The following is an 18541-nucleotide window of genomic DNA, read 5'->3' as shown; positions in this document are numbered from 1 at the left end:
GGTGATAATTAAATATTGCATAACATTAGCTTAACTTGATTGTGCTAACCACTTACTAAATTGCATTCAAATCTTAAGGAAATACAATTCTCTATCTAAAATCAAATCAAAAACTGACATGAAAAACTTTAACAGATTCATGACTGCTGCAGCAATGTTGGCTGCTGTTTCATTCTCATCTTGTGATAACGAAGACGAAGACGGTGATGTAACACCACAGCCACAAAGCGTAGTTCTGAATGGATCTATTTCAGAGGATATGACATTGAAAGCTGGCGACGAAATCATTATCGCTGGTGGTGTACACGTAAAAGCTGGTGCTACTCTGACTATCGAGCCAGGTGTAGTAGTTAAAAATGACCTAGACGAATCTGTAGCTTACCTTTTGATCGAAAGAGGTGCTAAAATTATGGCAGAAGGTACTGCTGATGCACCAATCGTATTTACTTCTGATAAAGAAGAAAGAGGTTCTTGGGGTGGTATTATCATTAATGGTTATGCGCCAATCAACAGAGGTACTGAGGCTACTGCAGAAGTAGGTGACGTAATGTACGGTGGTTCTGATGCTGATGATAACTCAGGTGTTATTAAATATGTAAGAGTTGAGTTTGGTGGTAACCAAATCAACGATGAGAAAGAGCACAATGGCTTCACTTTTAACGGTGTAGGTAGAGGTACTGAAGTTCACCACTTGGAGTCTTACATGGGTTCTGATGATGGATTCGAGTTCTTCGGTGGTACTGTAGAGGCTAACTACCTTGTATCTATCGGTTCTGGTGACGACTGCTTCGACTGGACTTACGGTTGGGCTGGTAAAGGTTCAAACTGGTTTGCTCAGCAAATGGAAGGTGCTGGTGATAGAGGCATCGAGGCTGATAACAACAGCAAAGACAGAGCTGCTTCTCCATACTCTAACCCAACTCTTGAGAACATCGTTCTGATTGCAAACGAAGGTTCTGAGTCTGACGGTATGAAACTGAGAGAAGGTACTAAAGCAAACATCAACAATGTTTATATCAAGAACTTCAAAGATGCTATCGAAATCGAGCACAACGAAACACTTGATAACCTTGCTAACGGTGAGATCATCCTGACGAACATTAAAGCTGAAGGTCAAACTAATGATTTGAAGTACAAAGGTACAATCCTTAGCGAAGAAGATGGTTACTCAGCTGAAGAAGTAGAGCAGTCTAAATTGGATGCAGAGCCATACGAAACTAAAGCTGCTGACAATGCTGCTAAAATTTCTGTAGACGCAAATGTTACTTTGTCAACAAGCCTTTCATCATTCGAATGGGCTGCTGGTTGGACTAGATAATTATTACAGACTATATAGTCTTTAATATATGGCGGACTGGTACATAATGTATCAGTCCGTTTTTTTTATCTGCTGAGTGTAAGTTAGCATCACCACTGATTTATGTTTAATTGTAAAATGGGCAAGTAGAAAGGCTACCTTTCACTTGCCCATTTTTTGTTGTGAATAGATTTCAGTCACTTGTACCTGTTACATTCTGTGGATTTGTTTTAATCCAAGACTTATTCCTCTGCTTTCTCTCGTCTTTTCAGTCATTCTATTGCTTATTTTCTGTCATTTTAAGGTTAAAAAAGCCTCTCTAATGTTTCCTTAAGCTTTATTTAAAGTTACATATGTTAATCAAATGTTACATCAACAATAGTTCATTTGTATTGTGAAAATACATAATAACCATATAATATTCTTATTTATGACATAGTGATTATACTAAAGTAATTATTAAGTGTATTTGTACACTTAATGCGTCAACATGTTATTAACAACATCGTGATTATGTTCATTATTCATTAATTGATTGGACAATTCCTAGTCATATTAGCCTTATACTTTTGTGACATCAACAATTAGGACTAGGAACAAAAAAACATGACACGGGTATTACTATTAGTTACAAGCTTATTATTTTCTCTTACTGCGATGGCGCAGAAGGGTATCGTAAAAGGTACTGTTAAGGATGCAGAAACAGGTGAGGAAATTATTGGTGCCAGCGTAATGCTGGGTGGAACCACTACTGGAGCTAACACAAATGTGTTTGGCGAATTTGAGTTTAGTGCAACACCAGGAACTTATGAGTTAGTAAGTAGCTATGTTGGTTATCAGAAATTTGCAAAATCAATTACAGTTACTGAAGGACAAACCACAAACATACAAGTGCTTTTGTCAATAGACGCACAGGAGCTAATGGAAGTGGAAGTTGTTGGTAAAGCCAACAAAGAAGCTGCAGAAGCCCTGATGGTAGAACGTCAGAATGCAGATGTAATGATTCAGAGCATTGGAGCACAGGAAATGTCAGCAAAAGGTATTTCAAATGTGGAAGGTGCGATGACGAAAGTAACTGGTATTTCAAAAGTAGGATCAAAAGGACTCTTTGTTAGAGGTCTAGGAGATAGATATAACAATGCACTGTTGAATGGTCTTCCAGTGCCGGCAACCAACCCGGATAAGAAGATGATTGACCTTTCAATTTTCCCTTCAGACTTGGTGAAAAACCTGAATGTAAATAAGACATTCTCACCAAATCTTTACGGTGATTTTGCTGGTGCGACAGTGAACATTATGACAAAAGATTATTCTGAAGAGCCTTTCTTTAAGATTGGAGTAGGTGCTGGTATGAATTCATTGGCAACAGGACTTTACTTCAGACATTACTCTGACGGAGATAATGAGTATGCAGGGTTCTCGGGATATGGCAGAAAGCAGTCTACAGTAGTGAAGGCGAATACAGAAGGACAGGATGTAATGTCGACTTCATGGGATTCGAAGACTAAGAATGCACCACTGAACCAAAATTTCAATGTATCTGGTGGTAACTACTTTGATGTAGGAGAAGAAGGTGGATTTGGCTTTATCGCTTCGGTAGCATATGACAACGACTACGAATACAGAGACGGTGTTTATAGAAACTATCAGGCGCAAGGTCGTGCAAGAGTTAACTACGACGCAACGTCATTCAGATACAATACGACAACATCAGGTTTGTTGAACTTCTATTACAAGATCAACAACAGACACTCATTCAACTTCAACAATATCTATGTGAATGAGTCTCAGAACAGATTGGACGAATACTTCGGTAACAACGCTGAGTATGAAAACCTTTACTCATTCAGAAATACTTATACTCAGAACAAGCTTCAAGTGCACCAATTGTTAGGTGACCACAGCTTTATGGAAAATGACAAGCTGAAAGTAAACTGGGGTGTTTCTTACGCAAGAACAACAGCACTTGAGCCAGACAGAAAGCAATTGATCTTTGATATGGGACAAGGTAAGTCATATAATGAGATCAACTGGGGTGACGGTCGCCTTTACACAGATGAGTCGGTTGCAGACAACCACAGATTCTGGAGTGAAATGGATGAGAATGCATATGCGGCAAACCTTGAAGCGGAATTGGGCTTAGGAGAATACAATGGTGATACTGAGTCATATAGAAGCACGCTGAAACTAGGTTACCAAGGTAATATCAAAGAGCGTGAGTTCAACTATGACCAAATCAACATCAGAAGGGCAAGTGGTAACGCAGATGGTATTAACGTACTGCAGCCAAATGAAGACCTTAATAGCTACCTATCAGCAGGAAGCCTTGTTTACGAGCCATACAACATTGCAGATACTTACTTTGATGCAAGACAGGATGTACATGCAGCATTTGTAGGATACGGTTACGAAGTAATCCCAAGCAAACTGAAAGTGAATGCAGGTGTTCGTGCAGAAATCGGTGAGCAGAGCGTAAACTATAGAACACGTGAGGATGGCTTGAATGATCCATACAGAAATGAGACTTATAACTCAACTGAGATCTTGCCTTCACTAAGTGCTAAATACTCAATCAACGATGCTTCAAATGTACGTTTTGCAGCAAGTAAGACAATCACTCGTCCAGGAATGAGAGAGCTTAGCCCATTCGAATACCAAGAAGCAGCAGGTGGTGCATCGGTAATCGGTAACCCAGCGCTGATCAACAGTGAGAACTACAATGTGGACCTGAAATACGAAATCTTCCCGAACCGTGGAGAGCTGATCTCAGTAGGGGTATTCGGTAAGCAGATTCAGGACCCGATTGAGAGAATTGCAATCGCATCTTCATCACAGCTGTACACATTCGAAAACGTAGGTAGTGCAACTGTAGCTGGGGTGGAAGTAGAATTCAACAAGAGGTTAAGTAACCTGTTCCAAAGTAACCGTGAGGTATTGACAAGAACAAAAGTGGGTATCAACGCAACTTATATGTACTCAGAAATTGACTTGAGTGGTACAACTACTACCATGACCAATACAACAAGGGAAATGCAAGGTGCTTCACCATTCCTAATCAATGCTGACCTTGGTTATGAAGCTGATCTGATGGATGGCAATGTATTCTCAAACTTCGCATTGACCTATAGCATCTTCGGTGACAGAATCTTTGCAGCAGGTGTGCAAGGTGCTGGCGATATCTACGAGCGTTCATATGGCACGCTGAACTTTATCTGGAAAAACAAGATCAAGGATAGATTAAGCGTAGACTTCTCAGTGAAAAATATCCTGAATCCTGAAGTGACACGTGAGCAAGAGTTTACGGATGGAGAAGTGAAAGTAGTGAATGCTTACCAATACGGAATCAATGGAGGTGTATCAATCTCTTACACTTTCTAAGAATAAAAAATACCAAAAGGGGGAGTGGCTTAGCTCCCCCACCTAAAAGAACTGAACTTTCAATCAAGAAAATCAAACAGACATCATGAAAAAGACATTCAAATTAGCAATCGTAGCAGCTATCGCAGCAACTTCATTCACTTCATGTAGTGACAGAGAAGATGATAGAACAGTAACACCAGACGTTGAGTCAAATCTGGTAGAAGAGGCAGGAGTGAAATGGGCTGGCCTTACAGGTGAAGATAACGCTACAGGTGTTGGTGAACTGAATGGTGATAACCTTCCTGCTTGGGCAGAAGGCTGGGCTGTCGCTGAAAGCTATGCAGGGACTACTGTAGATGCAGCGGACATTCAGGATGCAAAGGATAACAATCGTGTATTGAATGGCACTTACTCAGAAAGTGTAACTATCAACGCAGGTGAAGTTTGGGTACTTGAAGGTGCTGTACACTTCAAAGCTGGTACTACCTTGACAATTGGAGAGGGAGCTATCATCGTAGATGAAAGAGATCCAGATTCAGAGAATACTGAAGCAGCACAACAGGCAGTAGGTTATATCCTGTTTGAGCAAGATGCTAAGATCATGGCAGAAGGTACTGCTGCAAACCCAATCGTATTCACTTCCACTAAGCAGGAAACTGGTGCTTGGGGTGGTCTGATCCTGAATGGTAGAGCTCCAATCAACGTAGGTGAAACAGCACAAGCTGAGGTTTCAGGTACTACATATGGTGGTAGCAATGTTGCAGACAACTCTGGTACATTGAAATATGTAAGAGTAGAGTTTACGGGTAACATCATTTCATCTGAAAAAGAGCATAACGGTATCACATTCAACGGTGTTGGTAACGGAACTGTAGTTGAATATGTACAAGCATTCAAAGGAGCGGATGATGGATTTGAGTTCTTCGGAGGTATGGTAGAAGCAAACTACATGATTTCAACTGGTTCTGGTGATGACTCTTTCGACTGGACTTACGGTTGGTCTGGAAAAGGTACAAACTGGATTGGTGTACAGTCTGCTGACGCTGGTGATAGAGGAATCGAGGCTGACAACAACAGCAACAACAATGCTCTTGAGCCATTCTCTAACCCTACATTGGAAAACATCACGCTGATCGGTAGAAATGCAGAAGGTAAGTCAGGTGTAAAATTCAGAGAAGGTACAAAAGCAAACGTGAAGAACCTTTACGTGATGAATTTTGAAACTGCACTAGACGTACAACATGACGTAACACTTGAAAACGTGATTGATGGTGACCTGACTATTGATACATTCAAAGCAGTAAGTGCATCTACAGTTTTCAAATTTAAAGGAGACGAATAAGATATAGGATTAAAATCCAAATAGTTACATATATACCTGAGTCCTAATCCATATATGTACCCCAAGCCCGCACTTCCATTGGAAGCTGCGGGCTTTTATTTTTAAAGAATAGAGTGCTGCGGAAGTATGCTTTTAAAGTTAAGGAATTATTAAATGCAAGCGCTTAAGCTTCAATCATTGTTAATGATCAAATTAAAGCTATTTCGTGGGTAACGTGTTATATTTGTGCAACTCATTACCTGAGTCCTAATCCATAAGTACCCTAGCCCGGTTTCCCTTTGGGAGATCGGGCTTTTTATTTTTTACGGATAGGTGTGCTTCTTTTATTAATTGAATTTGCCTTTTATAAATGGGAACCTGTAACGTGTAGAGAACTACTTGTTATACTCATAATAAGTGTCATATTTTTTAAATATAAAGTTATATGAAAATGAGATTCATAATCACATTCCTTTTGTTTTTAATGGTTGCTTGTGGTGTAAGCGAAGTGAAAGATACTACTGTCAATGTTGAAAATCTTACCCCATATGTAGACAGTCTACAAGAAGTAAACAGGGTGCTTCTTCAGGAATATACAGTGCCGGTAACTCAACCCTCTGTTGTAATTGGTAAAATGGGATTGAAAATAAAAGTGGAGCCAGAGAAGCTTGAAACAGTGGATGGTTCGCCATTGGGAGAAACAATTGAAGTTCAAATTAAGGAGCTGCTTACCAAGCAGGATATGTTTTATGAAAATGCTCCTACTGTTTCAGAAGGCAGACTGTTGGTGTCTGATGGTGCTTACCTGATCAATATGCTGTCTGATGGAAAACAGCTAAAAGTTAAGGAAGGAAATTCTTTATTGGTCAATATTCCATCCAAAGCAAAAGAATCAATGGATTTGTTCTTTGGGGATACAGCAATAAGTGGACAAGTCAATTGGGTTCATGCAATTGATATGCAGATAGAAAGTGATAGTGTAACACCTGATAAGGCGATTTTTGAAAGGATAACCAAAGATAATCCTTTATACTATGCATTGAAGGCAGAAGTGAATGTATTGGATCCCGATACACTTTCTGAACAGGTTATAGAAACTGATGCATATAGAGTTACTGACGGGATAAATGGATATTATTATTTAGACCTATCAAAGTTTGGTTGGATCAATTGTGACAGATTTTATGAGGATACTAGACCGAAAACAAATATTAGTGTAAGCTTTGATATGACAGAGAGACAGCATGTGATGTTTGTTTTATTTTTTGAAAATATAAATTCAGTGATGAGGTATTTATATCTAGGAAAAGGTGGAAAGAGAGCGGACATATTTTCGGGAATCCCTGTTGGGGAGAAAGTGCATTTAATAGCTTATACTTCGAGAGGGTATGCCTATCATAAAAAATTGGAGGTGGAAAAGGGACATAATGAAAAAATGAAACTGAAGCTTATGTCAAAAGACGAATTGACTAACCTTATCAATACCTTGTAAGCTTGGAACAAAGCTCTTGTTATACGTAGAGATATTACTATATTGAAATAAAATTTTTTATCTATTAATCAATTGACAATGAAGAATATCTCTACTTTTTTACTACTACTATTAGTGCTTTCTGCTTGTTCCAATAGAAAAGAATACAAAGCTGAAGATTTTAAGAAACAGCAACAGGAGTACGAAACTCTGAAAGCGGAAGTATCACAAAGTAAGCAGTTGTTTTATACAGAACATAAAGCTAAACTGACGAGACTTATCCAAAAACTAAATTATTTAGAGGATGAAAACACAGATTTTGGAGCTGTAGCTATAGATTCAAACTACTATAAAAGTGATATCCTGCTAGAGCCTCTCAATCTTGGTCATAAAATATCCATATATGGAAAAAATGACAAGGATGATCATTTAAAGGACTTGCCGAAAGCCAAGGCGGTTTTTATAATCAGATCAAAAGACGAGTATATCAGCAAATTGGTTTTTGATCCTGCAAAAGACCTGCGTAGTTGTTATGATAGTGTATTGGATATGGATTGCCTGTCTGTTAAAGAGGAAAAGCTAAGTGAACTTATGGAGGTACAATATGCCTTCGTAATTGACTTGATGTATTTGGAAAAACCTTCAGTAACAGGTAGCAGTCAGTTCAATGGTGGTACATTTGCTGGCATGGTGACCTTTTATGATATGGAAGAAGAAAAGGCTTTGTTGAGATTTGTAGTGACTGCTACTAGCAGTGATGAGATTCAAACACATTCGTCTTTTGGTAACCGTTCTATTGGGAGGGTACTGGAATCAGACTTTAAGCATAATATTAAAGAAGGGATTCTGGAAACCTGCCGAAAACATTTTGTTTTTTCAAACAATCTGACTGTCCCGAAAATAGGAATCTAGGTTGTTGATCTTAACCGAAAAACGCTTCTGAAGTAATTTTAATCTTCAGAAGCGTTTTTTGTATACTATTTGTCAAGTTCTCGCCTTTTGATCAATTCCAATTTATAATACCCTTCTAACGGAGGAATCTTTACGGGTTTGAATGTCTCTCTATACTCTTGTTCTATTGCAGCTTTTATGGCGTCTCTGCTGATGTTCATTTCATTGAAAGCTTGTGTCTCGACAGCATCAAATGCTTTATAAAAATCATAGCTGTCGTTGGAAGACATTTTCTGATATAGGTAAGGGTAGAGTGAGATAAAAGAAGTAGTACTTTCATCGTACTGATTCACTTTTAGTACAAACTTATCACTTTCCCATCTATCAGGGTCTTCATAGCGTTGAAATACATAGTAATCCCCTGTAGTTGGATAGTCGATCAACATTTTCTTTTCTTCTACTCTGTTATAGAATGCATCTTCCCGCTCTTGCTTTTTTTGTAATTCACCAAGGTACATGAATAGGCCAACTGCCATGGCGATCAAAATAAGGGAATAAGAGTACCAAGGTGTTTTGATCTCACCCTGATAGTTTTGCAGGATAGCTGCTTTTACCTCTTCAGGCATCTGATAGAGGTCTTTGCTGCCTGGAACTCTGATACACCACAGCTTACCGATTGGGAAAAATGGAATCCAGAAGATATGTGCATAACGTTGTCGAACTTCAAAAGAAACCTGCTGGTCTCCTTCTTGTACAGGTAGTCTAACTTCTTCGGGTGTAAAAGCTTTAATGAGAAAATTATTATGTCCAAAAATTATCATTTTGTGTGGAGTTGGTATAAAAAATCTTTATCAAAAAAGGTGAAATTCTAATTCACAATATTATGATTTTATTTTTCAACACAAAGTGGAAATTTCAATCAACGAGTAACTTATGAAAGTGAAGTTGTTTTTTGTATGATCGAAATAATCGTTTTTGGTGAAGTGTTACTAATATTTATTTTTCATATACTGCATTTTAATTGCTGCTTTTATATAAACTATTCTACTAACTATGAACAAACGATCTTTTAGACTGGGAGGACCGGGAGTATTGGTTGCTGCTGCCTTTATTGGACCAGGAACAGTAACTGTGTGTACGTTGGCTGGTGCAGGTTATGGGTTTCAGTTATTGTGGGCTGTTATTTTATCTACAGTTGTTACAATCCTTTTTCAAGAGATGGCATCCCGTTTAGGAATTATTACCCGTCTTGACCTTACTGCACTGATTAAAAGAGAGATCCAGCACCCTATTGTCAGGTTGTTTACACTGCTAATCGTTTTATGTTCTATTGTGATCGGTAATGGGGCTTATGAGGCTGGAAATATTGCTGGAGGAGCACTGGGGTTAGACACCTTTTTTAGCTTGCAGTCTGGGAGTTTTAACTTTACGCCTGTAGTCATAGGAACTTTAGCTTTTAGTGTTTTGTGGTTAGGTAAATACAAAGTGCTGGAAAGGAGTCTGGTAGCCCTTGTAGGATTGATGAGTCTTTCCTTTATACTGACAGCCATATTGACCCGACCAAACATTTCTGAGCTGTTGAAGGGTATGTTTCTTCCTACCATTCCCGAAAATGGGTTGATCATCGTATTAGGAGTAATCGGGACTACCATCGTACCTTATAACCTGTTCTTACATACCTCATTGTCTAAGTCAAAATGGAGTAAACCAAGTGACTTAAAGGAAGCTAAGTGGGATACTAGCTTATCCATAGCATTGGGGGGCTTGGTATCATTGGCTATTGTTATCTCAGCTTCGTCATTGCAAGGAACCACACTTGCAAACGCGGTAGATTTAGGAAAAGGATTAGCGCCTGTATATGGAGTATTTGCCAAGTATATGATCTCAATAGGACTGTTTGCTGCAGGTATAACCTCAGCCATAACAGCTCCTTTAGCGGCGGCTTATGTAACCACAGGATGTTTTGGCTGGGATTCCAGTATGTCATCATGGAAGTTCAGGGGTACTTGGGTGGTGATTTTGGTATTGGGTGTTGTATTTGCCTCAGTAGGGTTTAAACCAATTGATGTTATTCGTTTTGCACAAGTGGCTAATGGGATGTTGTTGCCAGTGATTGGTTGTGTGTTAGTGTGGTTATGCAGTAAAGATACTGTGTTAGGTAAGTACAAAAACAAACCTGTGATGACACTGATAAGCGCTGTGATGGTATTACTGATTGCTGCATTAGGAGCTAAAAGTATTTGGATGGTAATAGGATAAGTTAATTCATATAGATATCCCATGGAATCACTCAACGAGCAACTGATGGTAGCGCTACCTTCTGATCATAAAATCTTGACAGAAGTTACTAAAAGGTCTAAAGCTTTTTGGGGATATAGTCCAGAGCAGATGGAGAAATGGGAAGAGGAACTGACCATTACGATGTCCTATATTGTCGCCAATCAGGTGTATAAACTTATGATAGACAATAAGCTGGTTGGGTATTATGCATTGCTTAAAGCTGAAAATACTGATAAGATTAAGTTGGATAACCTGTTTGTATTGCCTGAGTATATGGGGAAGGGGTATGGAAAAGTATTATTGGAAGACTGTATCTGTAGAGTAAAAGAGCAGGGTTTTAATGTATTGACCCTTGATGCAGACCCGCATGCTGAGTCCTTTTATATCCATTGTGGTTTTAAAACAGTAGGGAAATTAGCAAGCTCTATTAGTGGGAGATATTTGCCTCTGATGGAGTTTAGTTTAATGAGCTAGAATGTTATATAAAGTAGATGGTTTTTTATTTTAAGTGAGTTGCTATTTTTGCAGGGACATTTAAATTATCACTTTCAATGATTAGAAATTCTTAGTGTCAGATCGGGTTATCAATTCAATTATTTCAACTTATTAATTAGAATGAAAAAAGTTATTAGTGTACTGTTTATTTTATTACCCCTACTTGTAAATGCTCAATTAAGAACAATCACGGTACGCTTACTGGATCGTCAAACCAAAGAGCCAGTCAGAAACGCATCTGTCACTTTAGCGGATACGGAACAACAGTTGTTCAGTAATTATAAGGGTTATTTTCAGGTGAGTGTAAAAGGAACGGAAATATTGACTATTTCTCATTTAGGCTACTTGACCAGCGAGTTTGGAGTACCAGAGCAAAATAACTTTACCGTCTTATTGGAGCAAAAGTTTACAGACTTAGGTGTGCTAGATTTGAATCAATTTCCACTAACGGCAGATATTTCCACAATTTTGCCTGACAGCTTGTATATTCCTGAAAACTCAGCTCTCTATAAAGATGATTGGCCCACGTTTTATCGAGACCTTGGGAGTTATTTAGTAAGCAAGCCGGAGTATCAAGAAATGCAAAAACTTTTTGAGTTGACAGTGCTCTTTACGATTAATGCAGAGGGATTGCCTGAAGACATTACGGTAGTTGATGGGGAGGTACAGCACTTGATCAAGGCAGAAGAAGTAGTTAATTTTGAAAAACTAGTCGTAACTTCTTTGAGAGGATTGGGACAATGGAAGCCAGCTGAGCAGAACAAGATACCTACAACACAGGTTTTCAGATTAAAAATTTCAAATGCCTTTAGTACCTCGTCGTATTTAAGTGTGACAAGTCACGATTTTATAAATTATATAGGCAAAAATCTAAGATACCCTTCATCGGCAAGAAGGTTAAGACAAGGAGGTAAAATATATGTAGCTTTTGATGTGAGTGATGACCTAACTTCAATTTCAAATATTGAACCGCTTAAAGCTTTTGGGAATGGGGGTAGCTTTGAAGGTGAAGCAAGAAGGCTACTTAACTCAGTACCAAAAAATGTGATCGAATCACTAGAACAAGGAGGACGATATTTGATCCCAATAGGGTTTGAGATAGGAAACAACAACGGAACTTTGAGAAGCAGCAGTCCTAAGAATTCCCAGAAACAAGAATTTCAGGAATTAGTAGTGAGGGCAATGGGTGTTTCATCTGCTCCAATTAGTTCCTCCCCTGTGATGCCGGTTCGGCAAAAAACTTACTATTCCTTAGAGGAAGCAATCACGGATCAAAATGTACAAAAGCTTTCGCTGATCAATAAAAATTTATCATCCTTATCTCCAAAAATTGCAGAGTTGACAGAGTTACAGTTCTTGGATTTGGAAAAAAATAAACTGATTGAACTTCCCAATGAAATTACCCAGTTAAAAGAATTGGTAGAATTGTACGTACCATTCAATCAGGTAAGGGAATTACCTCATGATTTTGATCAGCTCAAATCCTTAAAGGTACTTGGACTTGCTGATAACAAGTTCTCAGAATTTCCAATGGTTCTTACACAGCTAAAAAAATTAGAGGTTATGGACTTGAGTAATAATCCGATTTCTATTATTCCGACCACTATTTCCGAGATGAAAAACCTTAAAATATTGGCATTGAATGGTACAAAGGTTCGGAGCTTCCCGGATGAAATCCGAGAGTTGAAAAAACTGGAGCAAGTTTACTTGATTGATACAGCATTATCCCCTGAGGAGGTAAGTGAAATTCGTGAAAAACTTGATAAGGTTGAACTGATCCTGAATTAGAATACCAAAGCAATTACTTCAACAGGACGTTACAGATGTTTCGTCCTGTCAGGTTGTGAGATACTTACTGATGTGAAGCGTACAATACTGTGTACTAGAAAAAGCTAACTGTTGGTGCAGATTTTTATAGCATCTTGAATAAGGTCTTTTAATCCTGAAATACTTTTTGCGTATTCATCATAAATTAACTTCTCCCAATCTTCATTTCTAATGATCCGAACTCTAAAATAACTATTATCAGTTATCTCAAAATTTTCTGGATACCATCCTATATCAATACAATAATCTTGATTATCAGAGTTGTAATATACTTGCAATATATCTTCTGTTAATTCAAATAACTGACTATGTAAATCTTTTTCAAGACTAAGCATAATCTTATTATTTGATAGTATACCTCCCTTGAAATCAATATGATCAATTAAAAAGTTCGACCGCATATTTAAATCTATATTGTGTTTTCAAGATAATCTCAAATTGTAAAACTGCTGTTAATACTATAACCTTCGAAGAACCGAAGGACTCGAAATTTTTTAAGATAACATTCTAAATGTTGTTATTTTTGTCTCTGCTTTTTTGATCGAATAAGGTTTTTTAAAGTGAAGGCACTAATTCAATTAACTCCATTTTTAAGATGAAGACTAGAATCATTTTATTTTTTCTATTACTGCTGCCATTTTTTTCAAGTGCTCAATCAAGGCTGATTACAGTTAAGGTTTTAGATAGCCAAACCAAAGCATCTGTCAGCAATGCGGCGATTACTGCAGAAGGTATGAACAGTGTGGTGTACAGCAATTATAAGGGGTATTTTCAGCTTGATGTAAATGAACTTGAAAAGTTGAAGATTTCTCATATAGGATATTTGACCAGTGAACTGCAAATACCACCACAAAATAGCTTTACTATATTGTTAGATAGAAAGTATGTAAACCTTGGGTTTTTGGATTTAAGTCGCTTTCCAGTTCCACAGGATTCGGTAGTGTCGGTACCTGATAATGTGAATGTCATCGAGAATTCAGCACTTTATAAAGACAATTGGCAATCTTTTTATAAGGAATTGGGAAACCTTATTGTGAATGCTGAAGCATATAAGGATGTGCAAACCCCGTTCAGTATGTCTGTCTTTTTTACGGCAAATTCTGAAGGAAATATTGAGGATATCATATTACCTGAGAATCGTTTGCAAAAGGCAATATTAGGGGAGCAGATAGTAAAGCCTTCTTTATTGTCACTGAAAGATTGGCAACCGGCATCTCAAAATAACATGCCTACCTCACAAGTCTTCAGATTGGAAATAATGACCATTACCCAAAATGATCAAGCGCATACTGAAAAGCCAAAAGAATTTTATCGTTATGTCGGAAAGAATATCAAGTATCCCCAAATAGCATTAAGAACGGAAATTGAGGGAATGCTTTATGCAGTTTTTGATATTAGTGAAGATCAATATAGCATTTCGAATATTCAGGTTATAAATGATATAAAAGGGGTGTTCGAAAAAGAAGTTATTCGTGTTATTGGGACTATTCCTCCTTATCTAATTAAAGAACTTGAATTGGTTGGTCGTTGTGTTTTACCTATTACTTTTTGCATAGAAGACTGTCCAAAAGATGAAAAGTTGGAGCATGTGCCTGAAGGGAATATGCTAAATGGAGTTTACATTACAGCATTAGGTACACAAGGTCGTGCTCCTTCTTCAAAACCATTGAGTTATTTGAAAACTACCTCTAGAGTGTATAATTCTGTAGAAGAGGTAGTTATAAAAGATGTGAATTGTCAAAGACTAATATTAAATGATAGAGAATTAGAAACTTTATCTCCACGTATAGCTCAACTGAAACAATTGAAATTCTTAGATCTGGAGAAGAATAAGCTTAGTGAGCTTCCAAATGAAATCTGTGAACTGACAAAACTGGAAGAAATATATCTGCCATTTAATCAATTGGAAAGTTTGCCAAATGATTTTGGAAGGTTAAGGTCATTAAGAGTAATCGGATTGGCAGAAAATAAGTTTTCTCAGTTTCCTATCACCTTAACTCAATTGACAAAGCTTGAAGTGCTAGACTTAAGTAACAATACGATTGCAGAAATACCTGTTGAAATAGCAAATATGAAAAACCTGAAGGTATTGGCATTGAATGGGACAAAGGTTCATAGCTTTCCGGATGAAATCCGAGAGTTGAAAAAACTGGAGCAAGTTTACCTGATTGATACATCACTATCACCTGAGGAGGTAAGTGAAATCCGTGAAAAGCTTGACAAGGTTGAGCTGATCCTGAATTAGAATACCAAAGCAATTACTTCAACAGGACGTTACAGATGTTTTGTCCTGTCAGGTTGTGAGCGTTCTGCTGACTGAAGTGAGCCACTACGAGCGATTACAGGAGTAAACGGCTGGTAGAATAAAAATCTTTTGATCCTTTCAATCTTTAAGATCAGGGTTCAGAATAAAAAAACAAGGCAACCTCTTTTCAATGAAGTTGCCTTGCTTTTTATAAGAGGAGAATACTTTTTTATTCTATAGCTCCCGAAATAATGGCATTGACTGCATCTTCATGTACAATGCTGCCATTGTTTCTGTCAAATAATCCGAAGCCATTGTTGCCCGTATAGCCATTGTCCCAGATAAAAGGAACCATGCCGTTTTCCTTGGCTACTTTAGTAACTGTTTTTAGATAGTAGCTATGGGAGGCAATATGCTTTTCGAGTGCCTCACCTGTTAGGCTGCTGCGAATCAAGGCGCCGTACTCTCCTAGGATTACAGGAATCCCGTGATCTACAAAGTTTGTTTTGACTGAGCCAAATTGATCATTCAGGTAGTCTTCCTGTCCCCATGATGAGACGTCTGTATAGCCTTCCCCCCATTGGGACTTATACCCACTATCTGTTTGTCCACAAAAATCCCAAGGGTCATAATAATGGACTTCCAGCATCAACCTGTTGTCCACAACATCATTTGGCATATTATGGTAATTGACACCATGTGCAATATTGGTATTATAGGTCTGTACAATCAGGTTACGGTTGGCGTTTTTACCTCCAGTAGCACGTACAGCATCCACAAAAGTTTGGTTAAAGGACTGTTGCACTTTTAGGTTTTCTGTTGAAGGTGTATTGTAGTCTGAATGTACTTCATTGGTACCCGCAAAAAGCAGTTTTTCATTATAGTCTCTGAAGTATACCGCGATTTGTTGCCAAAGCGCCTCTTGCTTTTTGTTGATTTCCTCTTGTTTATCGTAGGTTGGGTTATCCTCAAGCCATCCGCCATCCCAGTGTATATTTAGGATAACGTACATATCATTATTGTAACAGTAGTCAACGACTTCCTTTACTCTGGTAAACCATGTATCGGATATACGGTAAGTGGTTTGGTCAACTATATAGCTATCCCATGCACAAGGAATCCTAACTGCATTAAAGCCAGCAGCTTTTACAGCATCGATTAGCGTTTTTCTGACCATAGGATTACCCCATCCAGTTTCGCCGCCATTATTTTTGGGTACTTCCATGGTATTACCAATATTCCATCCTGCAACCATTTTAGAGGCCAGTGTTGAGGCATTGCTTTCTACACCGGTCATGTCAGAAGGTATGGTCGCAGCTTTCCCTATTTGGGTAATGGAAACTGTTTCAGATAGGTCGCCTAAAGTAAAAGTGATACTGCCGTCACGAGCAAACAATGTGTAGTTGTTTTCAATTTCGAAAATGGGAGCGTCACTAGAATTGCTTTTCTGTGAAATCCAATCACCGATAATCTCGACTTCTACTGAGCCTGAAGCTTCATAAGCTACAGAAAACTCCTGTGCTTGATCATCTAGTTCAATTTCATTTTTGGAGAGTGTTAACTGGTGATTGGCAGCTTGCATAATCGAAATTTCCTCGCTTAAGTCAGCTGCTTTGATCAACAATGTTGCAATACGTTGATCAGTCGAATTATTAGCAGAAACAGAGATCTTTACAGGAGTGTCTCCTGATGTTCCTGAAGTAGGAGATACAGTGCACCACTCCTGACCTCCTTCAATGCTCCATTCAACATTACTGCTTAGAATAAAGGTCTTTTCAGTGCCTTCTTTTGTAATATCCAGCTGGTCAATTGAAACAAGTAATTCGGGGTCTACTTCATTTTCATCTTTGGAGCATGCATTAAAAGTAATCCCCAGTAGTACAGCTACTGTGTAAAAGAAGAGTTTTGTTTTAGTCATTTCCATAGTTTTAAAAAAAGTGTATTAAGGATTAAAAAAACTGCTTTTTCCATTGGGTAAGCATGTCTTTTTAGTGTTCAATTTTGGTATTTTGTTTATGCTGCTTTTTTTGAAATTACAGCAATAGGGGCGTCTAATTAGAAAATATGTTTCTAATCTACACTTAATGTTTGAGAGCTTAGTAAGGGGTTAACATATCAGCTATATATATTATCAAAACAGCATTTTAGCGTTTCTACAGGTGATTTAAATGAGTATAGGTTCCATGGAAAAATGAATAAGTTAATTTTATCATAAATTGAATTATGGGTTCCTAAAAATGTTAAATCATACGGTGTTATGTGATTTTGTTTGATTAGTTAAGTAGTTGAATTTTATTTTTTTAGATGTGGTTTTTGAGTTTTCTTAAATCAAGTTAAGGAGGTTTTTTGACTTAAATTTACACTTACCTTTATCCTATCAATCATTAATAATTCATCCAATTATTACATCAAAGCCAAAAAACTATGAGGTTACTATTTTTTAGTCTGTTTGTATTTTTTAGCCTTTCAAGTTGTAAGCATGAACCTTCATCCAACAAGAAAGAAGTATCAATACAACCTTCCGAGGACAACAGTGTTGAATATTCAGCAGAAAGGTCAGAGGTAGATCCTGATAAGGGGATCACACTTATTGGAAATGCTAATTTCAAGGCAGGTGTTCTGGAGATTCAAGATGCAGACTCATTAATCTATAATCCGGAGACAGGAGAGATCAAAGCCATCAGGTATAAAGGAATGACCTTTACAGGATTGCTTCAGGTGGCACAATGTGTAACAGAGGAAACATTGACTTACCAACTTGGTGATTCAATCGCTTATGTCTATTGATTCCTTGATAGTGTGTGTGTATTCCTGATGTGAAGGAGTAAGAAATACAGTTCCATTTAAAATCCAATCAAAAATGAGGATACTTTTTATGAAATCGATTTTTAAAATTTCGGTATTTTTTTGTCTGATGGGCTGTGCTCATACAGCTACTGTCCAACAAAGTAATGGTTGTTGTACTATCCCTGATGGCGTGAGTCTATTAGGGAAAAGCTCCATTTTGAGAACTGGACCTAATTTATTAATCCTTTATGGAGAGGCGGGCGTAGAGTCGTCATTTTTAAACCTATCAGGTGCTGATACCTTAATTTATTATGCTGATTCTAGAAGAATTGAAGCAAAAGGAGACTTTACTTATGAATTTAAAGGTAAGGTCAGGCAGTACCCAAAAAGAGGTACAAATAGCTTAAAATATACATTTGGAGAAAAAGTGTTGTACATCAATCAAAAGTAGTTAGTATAATTGTGTATCAAAGGTGAATCTTAGGTGTTAAAGCAAAACTCTATTAGGGTTTTGCTTTTTTGTTTTACATTTAGGCAATTCTTTAACTGTTGGTATTGACTTGCTGA

14 protein-coding genes are annotated in these 18541 nt (G+C 37.7%); 11 read left to right on the top strand and 3 right to left on the bottom strand.

From position 1 onward, the window contains the following. The first annotated feature begins 118 nt into the window (after positions 1 to 118). From V6R21_RS24095 to V6R21_RS24075, 5 genes are all read left to right on the top strand, one after another. Positions 119 to 1318: a hypothetical protein gene (locus V6R21_RS24095; protein ID WP_334246084.1), complete on the top strand. Its 1200-nt coding sequence runs from the start codon at positions 119 to 121 to the stop codon at positions 1316 to 1318. Positions 1319 to 1903: 585 nt separating this feature from the next. Continuing rightward, a complete protein-coding gene (locus V6R21_RS24090; RefSeq protein ID WP_334246083.1) occupies positions 1904 to 4675 on the top strand; it encodes a TonB-dependent receptor in 2772 nt (923 codons plus the stop codon). A gap of 85 nt (positions 4676 to 4760) precedes the next feature. Continuing rightward, positions 4761 to 5999, top strand: coding sequence for a hypothetical protein (locus tag V6R21_RS24085; RefSeq protein WP_334246082.1), 1239 nt, complete (start codon positions 4761 to 4763; stop codon positions 5997 to 5999). Positions 6000 to 6429: 430 nt separating this feature from the next. Next, positions 6430 to 7470 carry a hypothetical protein gene (locus V6R21_RS24080; RefSeq protein WP_334246081.1) on the top strand — a complete coding sequence of 347 codons (1041 nt, stop codon included), beginning with the start codon at positions 6430 to 6432 and terminating at the stop codon, positions 7468 to 7470. Positions 7471 to 7548: 78 nt separating this feature from the next. Next, positions 7549 to 8361 carry a hypothetical protein gene (locus tag V6R21_RS24075; protein ID WP_334246080.1) on the top strand — a complete coding sequence of 271 codons (813 nt, stop codon included), beginning with the start codon at positions 7549 to 7551 and terminating at the stop codon, positions 8359 to 8361. Positions 8362 to 8426: 65 nt separating this feature from the next. Here the strand turns inward: V6R21_RS24075 and V6R21_RS24070 are convergent, their stop codons facing one another. After that, positions 8427 to 9161 (bottom strand): hypothetical protein, encoded by a 735-nt coding sequence (locus tag V6R21_RS24070; RefSeq protein ID WP_334246079.1) that lies wholly within the window; start codon positions 9159 to 9161, stop codon positions 8427 to 8429. A 232-nt stretch (positions 9162 to 9393) separates the two neighbouring features. Here V6R21_RS24070 and V6R21_RS24065 point away from each other — a divergent pair, with 232 nt between their 5' ends. The 3 genes from V6R21_RS24065 (at position 9394) to V6R21_RS24055 (ending at position 12903) form a co-directional block, all read left to right on the top strand. Further along, complete coding sequence (locus tag V6R21_RS24065; protein WP_334246078.1) at positions 9394 to 10599, top strand: Nramp family divalent metal transporter; 1206 nt, start codon at positions 9394 to 9396, stop codon at positions 10597 to 10599. A 21-nt stretch (positions 10600 to 10620) separates the two neighbouring features. After that, positions 10621 to 11094, top strand: a complete 474-nt coding sequence (locus V6R21_RS24060; protein ID WP_334246077.1) for a GNAT family N-acetyltransferase — start codon at positions 10621 to 10623, stop codon at positions 11092 to 11094. A gap of 141 nt (positions 11095 to 11235) precedes the next feature. After that, on the top strand, positions 11236 to 12903 hold the full coding sequence (locus tag V6R21_RS24055; RefSeq protein ID WP_334246076.1) for a leucine-rich repeat domain-containing protein: 1668 nt from the start codon (positions 11236 to 11238) through the stop codon (positions 12901 to 12903). Between the two features lie 104 nt (positions 12904 to 13007). On the opposite strand, the gene V6R21_RS24050 is transcribed toward V6R21_RS24055, so the two are convergent. Continuing rightward, positions 13008 to 13277, bottom strand: a complete 270-nt coding sequence (locus V6R21_RS24050) for a hypothetical protein (protein ID WP_334246075.1) — start codon at positions 13275 to 13277, stop codon at positions 13008 to 13010. 260 nt (positions 13278 to 13537) lie between these two features. Here V6R21_RS24050 and V6R21_RS24045 point away from each other — a divergent pair, with 260 nt between their 5' ends. After that, positions 13538 to 15187, top strand: coding sequence for a leucine-rich repeat domain-containing protein (locus tag V6R21_RS24045; RefSeq protein ID WP_334246074.1), 1650 nt, complete (start codon positions 13538 to 13540; stop codon positions 15185 to 15187). A gap of 229 nt (positions 15188 to 15416) precedes the next feature. On the opposite strand, the gene V6R21_RS24040 is transcribed toward V6R21_RS24045, so the two are convergent. Next, positions 15417 to 17111 (bottom strand): cellulase family glycosylhydrolase, encoded by a 1695-nt coding sequence (locus V6R21_RS24040; protein ID WP_334246073.1) that lies wholly within the window; start codon positions 17109 to 17111, stop codon positions 15417 to 15419. A 500-nt stretch (positions 17112 to 17611) separates the two neighbouring features. Between V6R21_RS24040 and V6R21_RS24035 the strand changes: the two genes are divergently transcribed. Together V6R21_RS24035 and V6R21_RS24030 are read left to right on the top strand one after the other, a co-directional pair. Then, a complete protein-coding gene (locus tag V6R21_RS24035) occupies positions 17612 to 17974 on the top strand; it encodes a hypothetical protein (protein WP_334246072.1) in 363 nt (120 codons plus the stop codon). An 88-nt stretch (positions 17975 to 18062) separates the two neighbouring features. Further along, the gene (locus V6R21_RS24030) at positions 18063 to 18425 is read left to right on the top strand and encodes a hypothetical protein (RefSeq protein ID WP_334246071.1); all 363 of its coding nucleotides are present in this window, start codon (positions 18063 to 18065) and stop codon (positions 18423 to 18425) included. Positions 18426 to 18541 lie beyond the last annotated feature (116 nt).

The sequence above is a fragment of the Limibacter armeniacum genome, from assembly GCF_036880985.1.
Taxonomy (GTDB): domain Bacteria; phylum Bacteroidota; class Bacteroidia; order Cytophagales; family Flammeovirgaceae; genus Limibacter; species Limibacter armeniacum.
The sequence above is the reverse complement of the archived record's forward strand: the minus strand, read 5'-3'. Positions and strand labels throughout refer to the sequence as shown.